At 40.5% G+C, this 17962-nt stretch carries 16 protein-coding genes; 11 read left to right on the top strand and 5 right to left on the bottom strand.

What is annotated here, in order from left to right; genetic code table 11:
- Positions 1-1862 (top strand): type I restriction endonuclease subunit R (locus FTT63_RS11355; protein ID WP_180192305.1); only part of this gene is annotated, 1862 nt, incomplete at its 5' end.
- An 80-nt stretch (positions 1863-1942) separates the two neighbouring features.
- Complete coding sequence (locus FTT63_RS11350) at positions 1943-3745, top strand: DUF262 domain-containing protein (protein ID WP_016659432.1); 1803 nt, start codon at positions 1943-1945, stop codon at positions 3743-3745.
- A gap of 281 nt (positions 3746-4026) precedes the next feature.
- Here the strand turns inward: FTT63_RS11350 and FTT63_RS11345 are convergent, their stop codons facing one another.
- The 3 genes from FTT63_RS11345 to FTT63_RS11335 all read right to left on the bottom strand — a co-directional run bounded on the left by FTT63_RS11345 (position 4027) and on the right by FTT63_RS11335 (position 7938).
- A complete protein-coding gene (locus tag FTT63_RS11345; RefSeq protein ID WP_075168036.1) occupies positions 4027-5295 on the bottom strand; it encodes an OprD family outer membrane porin in 1269 nt (422 codons plus the stop codon).
- A 71-nt stretch (positions 5296-5366) separates the two neighbouring features.
- Positions 5367-6716, bottom strand: a complete 1350-nt coding sequence (locus FTT63_RS11340) for an MFS transporter (RefSeq protein WP_180192304.1) — start codon at positions 6714-6716, stop codon at positions 5367-5369.
- Positions 6717-7128: 412 nt separating this feature from the next.
- Positions 7129-7938, bottom strand: a complete 810-nt coding sequence (locus FTT63_RS11335) for an IclR family transcriptional regulator C-terminal domain-containing protein (protein WP_180192303.1) — start codon at positions 7936-7938, stop codon at positions 7129-7131.
- 154 nt (positions 7939-8092) lie between these two features.
- Here FTT63_RS11335 and pobA point away from each other — a divergent pair, with 154 nt between their 5' ends.
- The gene (gene pobA / locus FTT63_RS11330) at positions 8093-9286 is read left to right on the top strand and encodes a 4-hydroxybenzoate 3-monooxygenase (RefSeq protein ID WP_180192302.1); all 1194 of its coding nucleotides are present in this window, start codon (positions 8093-8095) and stop codon (positions 9284-9286) included.
- Between the two features lie 137 nt (positions 9287-9423).
- Here the strand turns inward: pobA and pcaU are convergent, their stop codons facing one another.
- A complete protein-coding gene (gene pcaU / locus FTT63_RS11325) occupies positions 9424-10248 on the bottom strand; it encodes an IclR family transcriptional regulator PcaU (RefSeq protein WP_180192301.1) in 825 nt (274 codons plus the stop codon).
- 284 nt (positions 10249-10532) lie between these two features.
- On the opposite strand from pcaU, the gene FTT63_RS11320 reads away from it, so the two are divergent.
- The 8 genes from FTT63_RS11320 (at position 10533) to pcaG (ending at position 17319) form a co-directional block, all read left to right on the top strand.
- Positions 10533-11204, top strand: a complete 672-nt coding sequence (locus tag FTT63_RS11320; protein ID WP_180192300.1) for a 3-oxoacid CoA-transferase subunit A — start codon at positions 10533-10535, stop codon at positions 11202-11204.
- Positions 11205-11225: 21 nt separating this feature from the next.
- A complete protein-coding gene (locus FTT63_RS11315; RefSeq protein ID WP_180192299.1) occupies positions 11226-11879 on the top strand; it encodes a 3-oxoacid CoA-transferase subunit B in 654 nt (217 codons plus the stop codon).
- A gap of 127 nt (positions 11880-12006) precedes the next feature.
- Positions 12007-13212 carry a 3-oxoadipyl-CoA thiolase gene (pcaF, locus tag FTT63_RS11310; protein ID WP_180192298.1) on the top strand — a complete coding sequence of 402 codons (1206 nt, stop codon included), beginning with the start codon at positions 12007-12009 and terminating at the stop codon, positions 13210-13212.
- 78 nt (positions 13213-13290) lie between these two features.
- Positions 13291-14643, top strand: coding sequence for a 3-carboxy-cis,cis-muconate cycloisomerase (gene pcaB, locus FTT63_RS11305; protein ID WP_180192297.1), 1353 nt, complete (start codon positions 13291-13293; stop codon positions 14641-14643).
- A gap of 5 nt (positions 14644-14648) precedes the next feature.
- Positions 14649-15431: an alpha/beta fold hydrolase gene (locus FTT63_RS11300; protein ID WP_180192296.1), complete on the top strand. Its 783-nt coding sequence runs from the start codon at positions 14649-14651 to the stop codon at positions 15429-15431.
- An 83-nt stretch (positions 15432-15514) separates the two neighbouring features.
- The gene (gene pcaC, locus FTT63_RS11295; RefSeq protein WP_048881503.1) at positions 15515-15913 is read left to right on the top strand and encodes a 4-carboxymuconolactone decarboxylase; all 399 of its coding nucleotides are present in this window, start codon (positions 15515-15517) and stop codon (positions 15911-15913) included.
- A 36-nt stretch (positions 15914-15949) separates the two neighbouring features.
- A complete protein-coding gene (pcaH, locus tag FTT63_RS11290; RefSeq protein ID WP_119879474.1) occupies positions 15950-16675 on the top strand; it encodes a protocatechuate 3,4-dioxygenase subunit beta in 726 nt (241 codons plus the stop codon).
- A gap of 14 nt (positions 16676-16689) precedes the next feature.
- Entirely contained in the window at positions 16690-17319 is a 630-nt protein-coding gene (gene pcaG / locus FTT63_RS11285) for a protocatechuate 3,4-dioxygenase subunit alpha (RefSeq protein WP_075168027.1), read from the top strand.
- A 125-nt stretch (positions 17320-17444) separates the two neighbouring features.
- On the opposite strand, the gene FTT63_RS11280 is transcribed toward pcaG, so the two are convergent.
- Positions 17445-17924: a MarR family winged helix-turn-helix transcriptional regulator gene (locus FTT63_RS11280; protein WP_075168026.1), complete on the bottom strand. Its 480-nt coding sequence runs from the start codon at positions 17922-17924 to the stop codon at positions 17445-17447.
- Positions 17925-17962: the final 38 nt, after the last annotated feature.

Genomic DNA, 17962 nt, shown 5'->3' with positions numbered 1-17962 from the left:
CCGAGCTAAAAAGCGCTTTAGAAACAGGTAAGAAAATTATTATCACCACTATCCAAAAGTTTCGCATCATTTGGGATAGCGTGACTGATTTAAGTGATAAAAACTTTGCCATTATTATTGATGAAGCACATAGTTCACAGTCAGGCGAAGCACATAACAGCATGAATCGAGCAATGGGCAATGAAGCCTTAAAAAATGCTGATGATGTTCAGGACATGCTTGTGGCAATGATGACCACACGTAAAAAGCGTGAAAATGTATCGTACTTTGCTTTTACTGCAACGCCTAAAAACACCACTTTAGAAAAGTTTGGTCAACTAGATGTTGCGACAGGCAAATATGTACCATTTCATCTATACAGTATGAAACAAGCCATTGAAGAAGGCTTTATTTTAGATGTGTTGGCAAACTATACGACATATAAGAGCTTTTATGAGATTCAAAAGTCGATTGAAGACAATCCAATGTTTGAATCGAAAAAAGCACAACGTATTTTAAGAGCCTATGTGGAAGCATCACAACAATCCATTGATGCCAAAGCCAGCATTATGCTTGAGCACTTCATTGATAACGTGGTCAATAAGAAAAAGCTCAAAGGCGTCGCAAAGGGCATGGTGGTGACACAAAGCATTGAAGCTGCAATCCGCTATTACTTATCACTCAAAAAATTGCTAGATCAAAAAAATAACCCATTTAATATCGTGATTGCGTTCTCAGGTGAGAAAGAAGTTGATGGTACAACCTATACTGAAGAATCACTGAATGGATTTAATGATGCTAAAACAAAAGAAAAGTTTGATTTAGATGAAAACCGTATTTTGGTGGTGGCAAACAAATATCTCACAGGTTTCGATCAACCGAAACTGACCACGATGTATATCGATAAAAAATTGACAGGCGTACTATGTGTGCAGGCATTGTCACGTTTAAACCGTGCTGCACCAAAATATAATAAACGCACGGAAGACTTATTTATCTTAGATTTCTACAATGAGATTGATGACATAAAAAAAGCATTTGATGATTTTTATACTTCAACCTCGTTATCTGAAGCGACTAATGTCAACGTGCTCAATGATATTAAAACGGCGTTAGATGACACAGGCATTTATGAACTACATGAGGTGGTGAAGTTTAATGAACTGTTCTTTAGTAATGCTTCTGGCAGTGACCTAAGTCCAATTATTGATACAGTTGCAGCACGTTTTGATGAAGAGAGAAAGGGGTCTTGGGAACATGAGCAACGGGTTGATTTTAAAGTAAAAGCTAAACAATTTGTCAAAATTTATGCCCAAGTCTCTTCGATCATACAGTTCAATAAAAAGGAATGGGAACAACTGTATTGGTTCTTAAAGTTCCTTATTCCAAAATTGAATGTACAAGATGGGCGCTTAAATGGTATTGATGATTTGTTGGAATCAGTCGATTTAAGTACTTATGCCTTGAAGCGTGAGCATATCAACAAAACCATTACGCTTGATGCAGAGGAAACAGTTGTAGAACCACCAAATCCAAACCCTCGTAATCCAAGCGAAGAAAATGATGATGAAACACTTGATGACATTATTTCTAAGTTTAATGAAAAGTGGTTTCAGGATTGGAGTGCGACACCACAAGATCAACGGGTGATTATCATTGATTTGGTGAAGCGTATTCAGCAGCATCAAAACTTTATGAAAAAGTATAAGCAGACGCAAGATCCACAAAACAGAGCACTCGTATTTAAAAAGATGCTCGATGAAATTATGGTGGTACAGCGTAAAAATATGGTGGATTTGTACAATCTCTACCGTAAGGACTCAGCATTCCAAGATACGTTTAGTCAGACCTTGGAAAACTTGATTGAGATGGAAGAGGTTTAGAATTTGGAGTTTGGTCATTGGGTATTAGTACCCAATGACCTTTTATTTTGTATGTTTTAGATATTTTGAGGGGCGTCTTAATGGCGAAATATTCAGTACATCAGCATCCGATTGATACATTACTCTCTTGGATAAAATCAGGTGAAATCGCAATTCCTGAAATCCAGCGACCTTTCGTTTGGTCGAGTAGTAAAGTGCGGGATCTAATGGATTCGCTATATAAAGGTTATCCTGTCGGCTATATCATCACATGGCGTAACCCGGATATTCGTCTTAAAGATGGAACCTTATCCGCAGGAAAAAAGGTACTTATTGATGGACAGCAACGTATTACTGCATTGACTGCTGCTGTTGTTGGGCAGTTGGTGTTAGATAAGGACTATAAAGAAACTAATATTCGAATAGCGTATAACCCAACTGCTAAAGATGATGAGCCCTTATTTGAAGTATGTAACACAGCTATCGAGCGTAATCCAATCTGGGTCAATAATATCGCCCCAATTTTAAATGGGGATATTTCAATATCTCAGGCTAGACGTGCATATATGGGATTGAATCCAGATGCAAATGAAGATTTCATTGAAGATAAGCTTGAGCAGTTAAAAGCAATCAAAAATCGTCAGATTGGTATCATTGAACTAGATTCATCTCTGGATATCGACACGGTTACTGAAATTTTTATACGAATCAATCAAAAGGGTGTAGTACTCAGTAATGCAGACTTTGTTATGTCAAAGATTGCATCAGATGAGCAATTTGGTGGAAATCGATTACGTAAAATGATTGATTACTTTTGCCATCTTTTGAAAGATGGTAGTTTTAATAAAATCATTAAACAAAATGATAAAAATTTTGCAGATACGGAGGACTATAAAAAAATTAGTTGGATAGCTGATATCAAAGATGATTTGTATCAACCTAACTATATAGATGTTTTACGTGTGGCATACACGTGCCAATTTAATCGTGGAAAATTTAGTGATCTTGTGGCGTTACTTTCTGGCCGCGATTTTGAAAATAGACGTAATATACAAAGTATTGCTGAAGAAAGTTATCACAAGTTACGTCAAGGTTTAGAAGACTTCTTCAACCAGACAAATTACCAACGTTTTCTAACGATCATCCAATCAGCGGGATTTATTGACAAAAAACTTATTAGCTCAAAGACTAGCTTGAATTTTGCTTATGCGCTTTATTTGCAGCTTAGAGCATCAAAAATGCCTGAGCCACAAATTCAAAATCTTGTAAAACGCTGGTATGTGGTTTCATTACTGACAGGGCGTTATTCTGGATCTTCAGAATCAGCGATTGAGCGTGATAGTAAACAAATCTTAGAAAAAGGTATTGAAGGATACTTAGCTCAAATCGAGCAAGCAGATTTAGATGATGGGTTCTGGAATTACCGTTTGGTAAATGAGCTGGATTCTTCAAGTACTGTTAATAATGCATACTTGTGTTATCTAGCAGCACAATGCAAATCAAATGAGCAATCCTTCCTGTCTGGTAGTTTAACTGTACGAAGCTTAATAGAGCAAAGAGGGGATGTACATCACGTTTTTCCAAAAGACTATTTAGCTAAAAATGGGTTTAAGAAAAGTGAATATAATCAAGTAGCTAATTATGTTTATACAGAGCAAGCAATCAATATTAAACTAGGAAACGCTTCTCCAAAAGTGTATATGGAAAAAATCCAAAATGATATTAAGTTGGATAAGAATGAAATAACTTCTCTGAAAAGTATTGAAGGTTTAGACCTGAATTTACAGACTCATTGCATACCAAGTAATTTAAACCAGTTAGATGCTGATCAATATACTGAATTTTTGAATGAGCGTCGTAAGCTCATGGCACAAAAAATTAAGGAATTCTATAAAGGTCTATAATTCTTATAGATGGTTACAGGCTGTGCTTCATGCACAGCCTATTCTCTTTCTGAGGTTGATGGGTAAATATGGGTAATAGATAGTGGGTAATATTGTTTTAACTTCATGTTTAAATTAAATTTTCAATATGAGTTGTTTTGTCACCATCTCAAAAATAATAATTTAATCTATTTAATTGATCTAGTTTTTAATGTATTTCAATAAAAGTAAACTAGGATCTGACACTACTCAAAAGAGTAGTGTCAGATCAAGACCTTTTATTTTTCAAAATCAATTAAGATTTATTTAAATTTCCAAGTGTAATCAATATTTACACGAGTTTCATTATCAGAGCGGAAAGCCATACCTGGTGCAGGCATATCATTACGATAATGACTGTAACGCGCGCGCAAGTTTAAGCCTTCAAGCTTACCTGTTGGAATGCGATAGCTTAAATCGAAATCTAGTGCATCTTGTTCAAATTCTTCGCCCGGTAGATTTCTAATTTCAATATCCACTCCTTTACTATAACGGGTCATAAATTTAAGACCATTAAGTGTCGTGTCTTTAAAATCGTAGTCATAACGGACGTGGTAGACTTTTTCATTAATATTCGTAAAGTCAGCACTCATACTGTCTAGGAATACTGCAGGTTCAGCCCCTGCTAATGTAGGTAGGGCAGTATCACCAAACGATTGCATATAGCCAAGGCTAAAGGTGTGATTGTTACGATTCAAACCGAAGATCCCGCTGAAGTGCTGGTTCTCGATATCACCTGCAAGGGCATCACCTGAATCTTCACTCACGAACAAACGTAAATCCGATAGGAAATTACCGATGCCAATATCATGTTTGGTTTTTAGACCCAAGAAACTTTGTTGATATACATCATGTAAGTCTGCATGAAAAATTTGTGTCGCAATCTGATCATTTACCTTATATTCAGCCCCTAACATATGCAGGCCAGAAGATTCAGCAGCAGTGTTGAATCGTCCATTAGGATTACCTACTCGAATTTTTTCATAGTTAGTAGAATCTCGCTGGTTGACACGGTCTGTATAAAGGGCGTGAATCTTCAAATTTTCTATTTCATTAAACTGAAGATGAGTACCACGATAGTTCTGCTGAAATAGACGGGCAGGGCTGGAAAATAATACAGGAAACATCGGTGTTAATGTCCCTACATGTAAAGTCGAGTCCTGTACTTTTGCCTTGGCGGTCCAACGGATTTCACCATATTGGTCAGCACGCTTTCTGTCAGGACCTGCTGGCAACAAACCCGAAGCAGCATAGTCATCAGCACTATTTCCTAATAAATTGAAACCGGCTAATGCCAGAATATCGAGTCCCAATCCTATCGTGCCAGGGGTATAGCCAGAATTAGCTTTAAAAATAAAACCTTGTGCCCAGTCACGCGCTGCAGGCATAGGATCACCTTGCTTATAATCCCGGTCAAAATAGAAATTACGTGCTGTCAATGTGATCTGTGAATCATCAGTAAAACTGTTTGCAAACGCAGGAGCTAAAACTACAGGCGAAAGTATCCCCAAAAAGATTGCAGAAAATCTCATAATATTGTCCCTATATATTTAAATAGAGCTGAACTTCATGTTCAGCTCATCATAATGAAGCGATAAAAGTGTTATGAACTTACAGTTGAGCTTTGGAAATTCAGTTGAGCTGCGTGTTTATTTTGTAATTTTGACAGGCTTAGAACAGTCATAATCGCAAGAACAAAAGCACCCGCATAATAGCCATACAGGGTAAGGGAAGAAATACCGCCGTCTAAGAATGCACCTGCTATTAAGGGTGAAAGAATGCCACCAATACGACCAAAACCAATGGCAGAACCTACACCTGTAGCACGCACATCTGCTTCGTAAATGGAAGGAGACATCGCATATAGACCTGCTACACAGCCATTGGATAAAACGCCTAAAAATACTGCTAGAATAAAGGCGATAGTCAAGGCACCTACATTGTTCACGAATAATAGGATCAAAATTGCAGTGAGGGCAAGAAAACCTGCTTGTACATAGAACACACGGACACGTGCACTGATTAAGCCAATTAATGCAGCACCGAACATTCCACCCGCGCTGATTAGTACACCAGCAGTTACACCTTGTTCAGTGGACATGCCATTAGCTGATAAAATCTTTGGTGTCCAGCTCATGACAAAATAGAAACCAAACATCACGAAGAAGAAGCTCAGCCAAAGCAATAATGTTTGTAAACCCAAACCAGCGGTGAACAATTTAGCAATTCCCATTTTAGGTTGGGCTGAACTAATTATAACTTCGGGTAACTGTGCCAAACGGGTCAGACCAATGCGTTGACCTAGTTGATTAATACGCTCTAATGCATTTTTAGGTTGTTTAACTAATAGATAATCTAGCGACTCAGGTAAAGTAAAGTAGGCGACTACAAACATAAACAGAGTACTTAAACCGCCTGCTAAAAAGACTGAACGCCAACCAAAGTGACTAATTAGGGCAATTGCGATCATACCACCAATAGTTGCACCAATTGCATATCCAGTGGACTGCAAACTTACTGCCAGGCTTCTCCAGCGTAAAGATGCATATTCACTGGCAATCACATTACTGCTCGCTAAAATACCACCAATCCCCAGACCAGTAATAAAACGCAGAATACCGAGTTGAGTTGCATTCTGTACTAGTGAAGCAGCAATCATGCTGACACCACTAATTAGTAGACAAAGCAGGATTAACGGGCGACGACCAATTTTGTCTGCCCAAGGTGCCAGAAATAAAGAACCAGCGCCCATACCAAATAGACCAGCACTTAATAAAGCACCTAATTGCGCACCTGTAAGTCCCCATTCAGCTGATACCGATGATGCAGTGAATGCCATCACCAGCACATCGAAGCCATCGATGACATTTAAAAGAACACAGATACCGATAACAAACCACTGATATCTATTCATGGTTTTGTTATTCATTTCCTCACGAGGGTTCTGAACCATTTACTTTCTCCATGGAATCAGACACGTAAACCAGCTTATACATCTACTAATAAACGTGATTAGTTTATTAGTCTTGCATAATTTTTCTGGTTAAAAGGTGTCATCCTAGTAATGTTTAAGATGTCCATCGCAGATCAGAACCCGTCCATGTTCTGTTACTGAAGATTTATTCAGCTTATTTGCGATTTGCTGAATTTATCATTATTGGATCCAAATTCAAGCATAAAATAAATTTTTTAATCATTTTTATGGATTAATTGGATCCACATAACCTAGGAAATCATTGAATAATCGAGTGAAATACTAGGAATTAAAAAGTATGAATACAGGCGTTCATTTTGTAAAAAACAATATACATGATCAATTACTTAGCATATAAAACATAAATGAGTATAGAAATCATGCAATATCATCAAAGTATGGCACGCAAGTCATGAGCAGTTTGTTTGAGCAATGGAAGGATATTTTGTATTAAATAATTGGCATCAATCCGATTGCTTGAGCCAATACAGTTTAGCGCAGCTATAGTATCTCCCTGCATATTTAAAATCGGTACGGCCATCGCAGTGATTCCTAATTCATGTTCTTCTGTAGAAATACAGTAATCAAGCTGACCCACTTCCTGCAATATTTTTAAAAATACCTGAGGATCCGTAATCGTGTAAGGAGTGAGTCTTTTCAGGTTGAATTTATCTAGCCATTGCTGTTGGGCTTCAAAACTTAAACGTGAAAGCAATATTTTACCCGTTGATGTTGCATAAGCAGGCAGGCGATTCCCCAGATGTACACCAAGCGGACTAAGTTTGCTGGTATCAATTTGGGGAGCAATACTTTTTGCGACAGGTACGACTTCATGCTCATCCAGCACTGCCACCGAATAGCTTAAAGCAGTTTTTATGCTTAAGAGATTAAGCATGGGCTGGGCAACTTTCGGTAAATATGCAGAACTGAGATAAGCACTGGAAAAGCGTAGCACCTTATAGGTTAGCCAGTAAAAATGTTCATCTGTATCGAGATAACCCAGAAATTTGAGTGTACGGACATAGCGTCGTGCCGCAGTACGGCTTAGTCCAGTACGTTCAGCAATCTGAGTAACATTGAGCTTTTGACGTTCAATACCGAAGCATTCTAGCAAACTTAAACCTTTTGCTAGACCTGCAATGTAATCATCATATTGAATAGACTCATTATTATTCTCACTAAAAATTACATCCTTGCGCAATTATATATCCCTCATTAGTTATTTCCTTAAATATCTTGTCCGATCATCGGACAAAAGTCACCTATTTCGGTAGGGGTTGAGGCTAAAGTCTAGGCAGAAACATAAAAATTTTTTAGCTTGTAAAAAAGGATGGCTATTAAGGAATTGTCAGCATATGGAAATTTTAAATACTAAAGTCGCAATTATTGGTTCAGGTCCAGCAGGATTACTGCTTGGACAATTACTCTATAAAGCAGGTATTGATCATATTTTAATTGAGCAACGTTGTGCTGAGTATGTAGCAAGCCGTATCCGTGCTGGTATTCTCGAGCAGGTATCTGTTGACCTTTTGGCTGAGGCCGGTGTAGATGCTCAACTCAGAGAAAAGGGCTTACCACATAACGGTATTGAAATTCTAACCAATGGTGAGAAACACCGTGTTGATCTAACTCAACTCACTGGAGGTAAGCAGGTCACTGTTTATGGTCAAACTGAAGTAACCAAAGACCTGATGCAAGCACGTACTAAAGCGCAATTAACGTCTTTCTACGAAGCAAGTAATGTACAAGTTCATGAATTTTATGGTGAGCAGCCTTCGGTGACATTTGAACATGAAGGCCGTCAGGTCACAGTTCAATGTGATTTTATCGCAGGTTGTGATGGCTACCATGGTGTATGCCGTGTAAGTGTTCCTGAAGATAAAATCAAGACCTTTGAAAAAGTGTACCCATTTGGCTGGTTGGGTGTACTTGCAGATGTACCACCAATAGCAGATGAGTTGATTTATGTACAATCTGAACGTGGTTTTGCATTATGCAGTATGCGTTCAAATACACGTAGCCGCTACTATTTACAGGTCCCATTAACAGACAAAGTTGAAAACTGGTCAGATGAGCAATTCTGGGAAGAGTTGAAAAACCGTCTTGATCCTGAAAGCCGTGAAAAGTTAATTACAGGTCCTTCAATTGAAAAGAGTATTGCACCATTACGTAGCTTTGTAACAGAGCCAATGCGTTTTGGGAAATTGTTCCTGGCAGGGGATGCAGCGCATATTGTGCCGCCAACAGGTGCCAAAGGTCTTAATCTTGCTGCATCAGATATCGCATTCTTGTCTAAAGCCTTGATTGAATACTATGACAATGGTTCAGAAGCCGGCATTGATAGCTATTCGGAAAACTGTTTAAAACGTGTCTGGAAAGCAGAACGTTTTTCTTGGTGGATGACACATTTACTTCATCGTTTTGAAACAGAAACTGAGTTTGAACATAAAATCAAACAAGCGGAATTGAGTTATATTTTAAGTTCAGAAGCAGGTCAGACGACACTTGCTGAAAATTATGTTGGTCTACCACTACAAAAAGCGAGCTAAGTGCTAATTTAAATACTTTTGTTATTTAAGTTTGCGCTAGATTCAGGACACATCGAGTTCATTTGAGCTCGATGTGTTTTTTTCTTTTAAAGAAAAGGTCTTCATTTACAACATTTTAATCTTATGTGCAAAACGACTTAAACAAATTGACGGAATTCACGCGCTGTTTGTTGTAGTAAAGGCAAAATATGCTGTTGTAAATATTCTTTACTGGTACGTCCAGTAGGAGATACGATATTTAAAGCAGCAATCACATCGGCACGGTGATTATAAATGGGAACTGCGAGCGCATGAACACCAAGTTCATGCTCTTCTGCTGAATAGCAAAACTCATCAGCACGAATTTGCTGTAATAGAGCTAAAAATGCCTGATTATCTGTATGGGTATATTTGGTCAGTGATTTTAAAGGATATTGCTCAAGCCATTCTTGCTGTGACTCAGGACCTAAATAACTCAATAAAACTTTTCCTGCTGAAGTAGCATGCGCGGGTAACCGATTACCGAGATGTAAGCCATAAGGATTGACTCGATCAGTTTGTTGATGGGCGGCACTACGCGCGATGGTAATCGCCTCAAAACCATCCAAGACCATCACAGAGTAAATTAATGAAGTTTGCTGGGTCAGTAAGTTAAGAAGTGGTTGAGCAATCTTGGGTAACTGTGCTCCACTCAGATAAGCCCCTGAAAATTTAAGTACTTTGGGACTCAAAGAATAAAAATGTCCATCAAAATCTAAATAACCAAGATATTCCAGTGTCAGTAAGTGACGACGTGCAGCAGCTCGTGTAAGTCCTGTCTTTTCAGCTGCCATACTAACGTTTAAACGATATCGATCATTGGCAAAGCAATCCAGAATCGCCAGCCCCTTACCTACTCCAGCAATAAAATCTTCATGACGAATTATTTTTTTATTTTCAGGATTCTGGATCCACTGATCGCGGGCACCGTTATTGATTGTCATGTCAATTCCTTAATCTTCATATATTAATTCACTCACTATTTTTACAGTTGCTTTATTCAATTCTGAGAATTAATAAAACTTTTGTTCGATCATCGTGCAATGATTATGTAAACCGTACAAAACTATTTTTAAACCGTAGTCGAAAGCTTGGAATTTATCAAGAATAGATCACACAGAATCCTAAGGATTTTGGTTGGAATTTATTCTCCGTCCAGAATGTGTTCAAACCAGAACCTTAGGTTCTCAAAATTTTTGTACTGAGTGGCAATACATGGAGTTATTTGATGATCGATAAAAGTTCTGCCTCACTGGTCGAAGCACTTTCACAAATCAAACACGGATCTACCATCATGATCGGTGGTTTTGGTACTGCAGGTCAGCCTGCTGAGCTGATTGATGGTTTGATCAAACTTGGTGTGAAAGATCTGGTGATCGTCAATAACAATGCCGGTAATGGCGACTACGGTCTGGCTAAATTACTCAAAGCTGGTGCAGTGCGTAAAATCATCTGCTCATTCCCGCGTCAGTCTGATTCCTGGGTATTTGACGAATTGTACCGTGCAGGAAAAATCGAATTAGAACTGGTTCCTCAAGGTAACCTGGCATGCCGTATTCAGGCTGCAGGTATGGGCTTGGGTCCAATCTACACCCCGACTGGTTTTGGTACATTGCTGGCAGAAGGCAAACCAACCATGAACTATGAAGGCAAAGACTACGTTTTAGAAAACCCAATTAAAGCTGACTTTGCTTTAATCAAAGCACAGCAAGGCGACCGTTGGGGTAACCTGGTTTACCGCAAATCTGCACGTAACTTTGGTCCAATCATGGCGATGGCTGCCGATGTCACGATTGCACAAGTCTCTGAAGTGGTTGAGTTAGGTGCTTTAGACCCTGAACACATCATCACCCCGGGTATTTTTGTACAACATGTTGTACGAGTGAAACCTGCACAGTAATCACGGATTAGGAGAAAAGAAATGAGCTATAGCAAACTGACCCGTGACCAAATTGCTGAACGTGTTGCACAAGACATTCCAGACGGTGCTTATGTCAACCTGGGCATTGGCTTGCCAACCAAAATTTCGAACTACCTACCTTCAGACAAAGACGTGTTCTTGCACTCTGAAAATGGCTTATTGGCTTTCGGTCCGCCACCTGCAAAAGGTGAAGAAGATCCTGAGCTGATCAACGCAGGTAAAGAATATGTGACCTTGCTGGAAGGCGGCGCTTACTTCCATCACGGTGATTCATTCGCGATGATGCGTGGCGGTCACTTAGACATCGCGGTACTGGGTGCATTCCAAGTGGCTGAAAATGGCGACCTGGCTAACTGGCATACTGGCGCATCGGATGCGATTCCTGCGGTAGGTGGTGCAATGGACTTGGCCGTAGGTGCGAAAAAAGTCTTTATTACGACCGATCACGTGACTAAAAAAGGCGAACCGAAGATTGTCGCTGAACTGACTTATCCTGCAACAGGCTTGAAATGTGTAGACCGTATTTATACCGACCTGTGCGTGATTGACGTGACAGATGAAGGCATGAAAGTGATTGAGAAAGTTGAAGGTCTGTCATTTGAAGAATTGCAGTCAATGACCGGTGCCAAACTGATTGATGCGACTCAAAATTAATTTATAAATCCTCCCTAAGTCCCTCCTTTAATAAAGGAGGGACTTCCACCCTTTTTTCTTGAGGGGATTACTCCTCCCTTTAGTAAAGGGAGGTTGGGAAGGATTCAAAGATTTGGAAAGTAAAAATATGAAAAACGCATACATCATTGATGCCATCCGTACCCCATTCGGCCGTTATGCCGGTGGACTGGCAGCTGTCCGTGCAGATGACCTGGGTGCGCTGCCAATTAAAGCTTTGATGGAACGCAATCCAAGTGTGAACTGGGAACAGGTAGATGACGTGATCTATGGCTGTGCCAACCAGGCCGGTGAAGACAACCGTAACGTCGGTCGCATGTCTTCTCTGCTTGCAGGTTTGCCTTATCAGGTTCCAGCAACGACCGTGAACCGCCTGTGTGGTTCATCGATGGATGCAATCGCAATGGCAGCACGTGCAATTAAAGCCGGTGAAGCCAATCTGATTATTGCCGGCGGTGTAGAAAGCATGTCGCGTGCCCCATTCGTGATGGGCAAGTCAGAAACGGCGTATAGCCGTAGCCAGAAGATTGAAGACACCACCATGGGCTGGCGTTTCATTAATCCAAAACTGAAAGAAATGTACGGCGTTGAAACCATGCCGCAAACCGCTGAAAATCTGGCGGAGCAGTTCAACATCAACCGTGAAGACCAGGACAAGTTTGCCCTGACCAGCCAGCAACGTACTGCAGTAGCGCAGGCCAAAGGTTTCTATAAAAATGAAATCATTCCTGTCGTGATTCCACAGCGTAAAGGCGATCCGGTGATTATCGATACCGATGAACATCCACGTGCATCAACTACCGCAGAAGCATTGGCAAAACTGAAACCTGTCGTCAAAGCAGACGGTACAGTAACGGCGGGTAATGCTTCTGGTATTAACGATGGTGCGGCTGCCCTATTAATCGCATCTGATGAAGCGGTTGCTCAACACGGCTTAAAACCACGTGCCAAAATTATTGGCTCAACGGTTGTTGGTGTTGAACCACGTATCATGGGCTTTGGTCCTGCGCCTGCCATCAAAAAATTACTGGCTCAAACAGGTCTGACGATTGAACAGATGGACGTGATTGAATTGAACGAAGCCTTTGCAGCACAAGCCTTAGCTTGTACCCGCGACCTTGGCATTGAAGATGGATCAGAGAAAGTCAATCCGAACGGTGGTGCAATTGCTTTGGGTCATCCACTCGGTGCATCTGGTGCACGTCTGGTGACGACTGCACTGAACCAGCTGGAAAAGACTGGTGGTCAATACGCTCTATGTTCAATGTGTATTGGTGTCGGTCAAGGCATCGCTTTGATTATTGAACATGTATAAATGTAAATACCTTTCATTTTTTGCTTAAAAACAAAACAATGAAAGGTATTTAAAACGAGTTAGAAAAAGGATATTCAAATGAGCCAATTGTACGCAAGTCTATTTTACCAAACTGAGATCACTGCAATATTTAGTGATGAAGGGGTAGTGCGTTATATGTTGCAAGCAGAAGCAGCATTGGCTCAAGCTCAGGCAAAAGTGGGTGTGATTCCTGCTTCAGCGGCAGCAAATATTGTATACGTTGCCCAACAACAGGTGAATGAGATCATTGACTTTACTGCGCTTGCAAGTACATCAGGACTTGCTGGAAACATTGCAATTCCCTTTGTGAAGCAATTGACAGCTGCGGTTAAAAAAGTCGATGAAGATGCTTCACGCTATGTGCATTGGGGGGCGACAAGCCAAGATATTATTGATACGGCCTGTATTTTACAGTGTCGAGATGCCTTAAATATTATCGAAAAACAGTTGACGGTAGCTATTCATGTAACTCAGGTACTTACCGAACAATATCGTGATCAAGTCATGATTGGTCGGACATGGTTACAACAAGGTTTACCAATGACGTTCGGTCATAAAACTGCACGTTGGCTTTCAAGCTTACAGCGGGATTTTGAGCGTGTGCAAGCACTCAAACATGTTGCGCTCACTGCACAATTGGGTGGAGCCGTTGGCACACTTGCGTCACTTATTGATCAAGGTAGTGCAGTTGTAAAGGCGTTTGCAACAGAACTTCAACTCAATGTCCCGGATTGTACTTGGCATGGTGAACGTGATCGTATTGTGGAAATTGCCCATGTGCTTGCCACAATTACAGGGAACTTGGGCAAGATGGCACGCGATTGGTCACTGATGATGCAAACCGAAATTGCAGAAGTGTTTGAACCCAGCAGAGCAGGACGTGGCGGATCATCGACGATGCCGCATAAACGTAATCCTGTTGCAGCAGCATCAATTCTGGCAGCAGCCAATCGTGTCCCTGCACTCATGTCGAGTATCTATCAAAGTATGGTTCAGGAACATGAACGTAGTTTGGGGGCCTGGCATGCTGAGTGGCTGGCACTGCCTGAAATCTTCCAATTGTGTACTGGTAGCCTGCAACGTGCGATAGAAGTTTTTGAGGGCCTGGAAGTACAGAAGGACAATATGTGCCGCAATCTAGAATGTACTCAGGGCTTAATTATGGCAGAAGCCCTCATGATGTCTTTGGCACCGAAGTTAGGTCGACTCAATGCACATCATCTAGTTGAGGCCGCATGTAAACAGGCAGTTGCTGAACAACGTCACTTATTAGAAGTAGCACAACATCATCCTGAAATTTTAGCTGTATTTAATTCGGAACAATTAAGTCAGATTTTTAATCCACAAAATTATTTAGGTAATACCCAGCAGCAGATCGATGCGGTATTGCAACGTGTTCAAGGAAAATAGCCATCATGATACTTATCAATAATCGTAATGGCCAACAATTGGCTATTTACACTTTTGGTGATACCGCTCATCCAGCCCTTATTTTTTCGAACTCATTGGGTACAGATCACGGCATGTGGCAGGCTCAAGTTGCTGCATTTGCTGAAGAATATTTTGTGGTCTGTTATGACACCCGCGGTCATGGTAAAAGTGCGGTCATTGAAAATAGCTTACTGAGCGACTTAGCTAATGATGTCATTGATATTCTTGATCACTTCAAAGTTGAAAAAGCGCATTTTTGTGGTATTTCGATGGGTGGAATCACTGGTCTGCAATTGGGTTTAATCGCGCCACAGCGTTTCCTGAGTATTACCATTGCCAATTCAGCCGCGAAGATTGGACAAGCTGAAGCATGGTTATCACGTGCAGATGCGGTCGAAGAACAGGGATTGGCCGATATTGTCAGCACCACACACACCCGGTGGTTCAGCAACAAATTTGATTATATGTACGATCGCCTTGCACAGCAGACCATTCAAAGTTTGTCAGTGACACCGCCGAAAGGCTATGCAGCATCTTGCCGCGCGCTTGCAAACGCAGACTTACGTGACCAAATTGCCAAGATTGAAGTGCCATGTTTAGCACTATGTGGTGGCTTAGATCCGGTCACGACCGTGGCAGATGGCGAATTTATGCAAGCGCATATACCGAACTGTGAGATTGCGGTGCTAGATGCTTCACATTTATCAAATATTGAGGTACCACAACAATTTAACCAAGTCCTTACCGCGTTTATTGCAAAGCATTGATTTGAATTCAGCGTCATTATGGAATGAAGGTGATCCTCAGACATTTTCACTCCACCTTATCAGCGTTAAAGAGTGTATTGATCATGAATGATGAAGAACGTTACAAACAGGGAATAGAAGTGCGCACGGAAGTGTTAGGTGAAGCACATGTCGGACGCTCTTTGGAAAATTTAAATGACTTTAATGAAGACTTTCAAAACTTCATCAGTCGTTTTGCTTGGGGAGAAGTATGGTCACGTCCAGGTTTACCACGTCATACCCGTAGTCTAGTAACTATCGGTATTTTGCTCGCATTGGGTCGTGAAGCTGAGTTACGTATGCATATTCGTGCATGTTTTAACAATGGTGTTACCAAAGATGAGCTTAAAGAACTGTTTTTACATGCTTCTTTATATGCAGGCTTACCTGCTGCAAACGCTGCAATGCATATGGCAGAGGAAGTTTTTGTAGAACTTGGTATTACACCGACCAAACTTAAATAACGGACGATTTTTTTAGGATTGAACAAGGAGAGATTCATGATTCAGAATCAACTAGGCGCTTATGCGCAACGTAATACCGATGATCATCCACCGGCCTACGCACCGGGTTATAAAACTAGTGTACTGCGTTCGCCGAAAAATGCACTCATTTCAATTGCGCAAACACTGACTGAAGTAACTGCACCACATTTCACTTCAGAACTTTTAGGGCCTAAAGACAATGACTTGATTTTGAACTATGCCAAAGATGGTTTACCTGTTGGTGAACGTGTCATTATTCATGGTTATTTGCGTGATCAATTTGGTCGCCCGGTTAAAAATGCCTTGATTGAAGTCTGGCAGGCAAATGCTTCTGGTCGTTATCGTCATCCAAATGACCAATATATTGGTGCAATGGATCCTAACTTTGGTGGTTGTGGTCGTATGCTGACGGATGAAAATGGTTTTTTCATTTTCCGTACCATTAAACCGGGTCCATATCCATGGCGTAACCGAATTAATGAATGGCGTCCTGCACATATTCACTTCTCGGTAATGGCAGATGGCTGGGCACAACGTCTCATTTCGCAATTTTATTTTGAAGGTGATACCTTAATTGACAGCTGCCCAATTCTAAAAACGGTTCCTTCAGAACAGCAACGCCGTGCTTTGATTGCCTTGGAAGACAAGAGTAATTTCATTGAGGCTGACAGCCGTTGCTATCGCTTCGACATTACTTTACGTGGTCGCCGCGGAACTTATTTTGAAAATGAATTAACGTGATAAGGAGCATCATGATGAACGGTTGGAATTTCCAGGAATTACATGAAACACCATCTCAAACAGGTGGTCCATACGTCCATATTGGCCTGATGCCCAATCAGGCAGGCATTGAAGTATTTGAGCATAGTTTTAATAATCAATTGGTTAAAGCTGAAACTCAAGGTGAACGTATTCGCCTTGAAGGTCAGGTATTTGATGGCCTCGGTCTACCTTTACGTGATGTATTGGTTGAAATCTGGCAGGCAGATACAAATGGCGTCTATCCAAGTAAGGCAGATATTCAGGGTAAACAGGCTGATCCACATTTCTTTGGTTGGGGCCGTGCGGCTGCAAACTTTGAAACGGGATTATGGAGCTTTGATACCATCAAGCCAGGCGCTGTACCGGGGCGTAAAGGTGCCCGTCAGGCACCGCATATTGCTTTAGTCATTTTTGCACGTGGTATTAACTTAGGTTTACATACCCGTATTTACTTTGATGATGAGGCAGAAGCCAATGCTAAAGATCCCTTGCTGAATGGAATTGAATGGGCGCCACGTCGTCAGACTTTAATTGCCAAACGTGAAGAATGTAATGGTGAAGTGGTTTATCGTTTTGATGTACGTATCCAGGGTGATAATGAAACGGTATTCCTAGATATCTAAGCATTCGATAGAAAGTGCTAAAATGACAAAAGGTCAGCATTTGCTGACCTTTTTAGCGAGAGATATTTCAAGATAAATAACTTATGAAATGTCAACAGACCCTATTTAAATCATAAGGTTGATAGTTATTTTTGAATATATTTTTCTATAAAAAATTCATTAATATCATTAATTTCACAATTTAAAATATTTAAGATCCGAATTAAATGCTCTTGATCTTCGTCAGAAAGTACCTCTAAAATTTTTTCTTCTCGCTCTTTGGCTACTTGATACATTTTTTCATACATGATTAGACCAGCAGATGTGAGCGTATTTTTTTTCACACGAGAATCTTTTTTATCTACTGTCATTTTAATATAACCACGTTCTTGGAGTTTTGCCAAAGAGCGACTCACAGCGCTCTTATCCAGTCCAATAACATGACAAATTCTACTTGCAGGAATATTCTCTTCAACCGCTAAAAGAGAAAGAATGCGCCAATCTGTGACTCCCATATCAAATAAAAAAGCATACAGTTGTGATGCACCATTCGACATCTTATTTGAAAAAAAGTTAATTAAAGCAGGAATATATCGATCTAATTGAAGTTTAAGTGAAGTATCCATACAGCGTGTATCAAAAAGTCTTTAAACCACTTTAACAT

Source organism: Acinetobacter sp. C15 (assembly GCF_013420645.1).
Classification (GTDB): Bacteria; Pseudomonadota; Gammaproteobacteria; order Pseudomonadales; family Moraxellaceae; genus Acinetobacter; species Acinetobacter indicus.
Note: the sequence above shows the minus strand (reverse complement) of the source record. Positions and strands in the feature narration are given on the sequence as shown.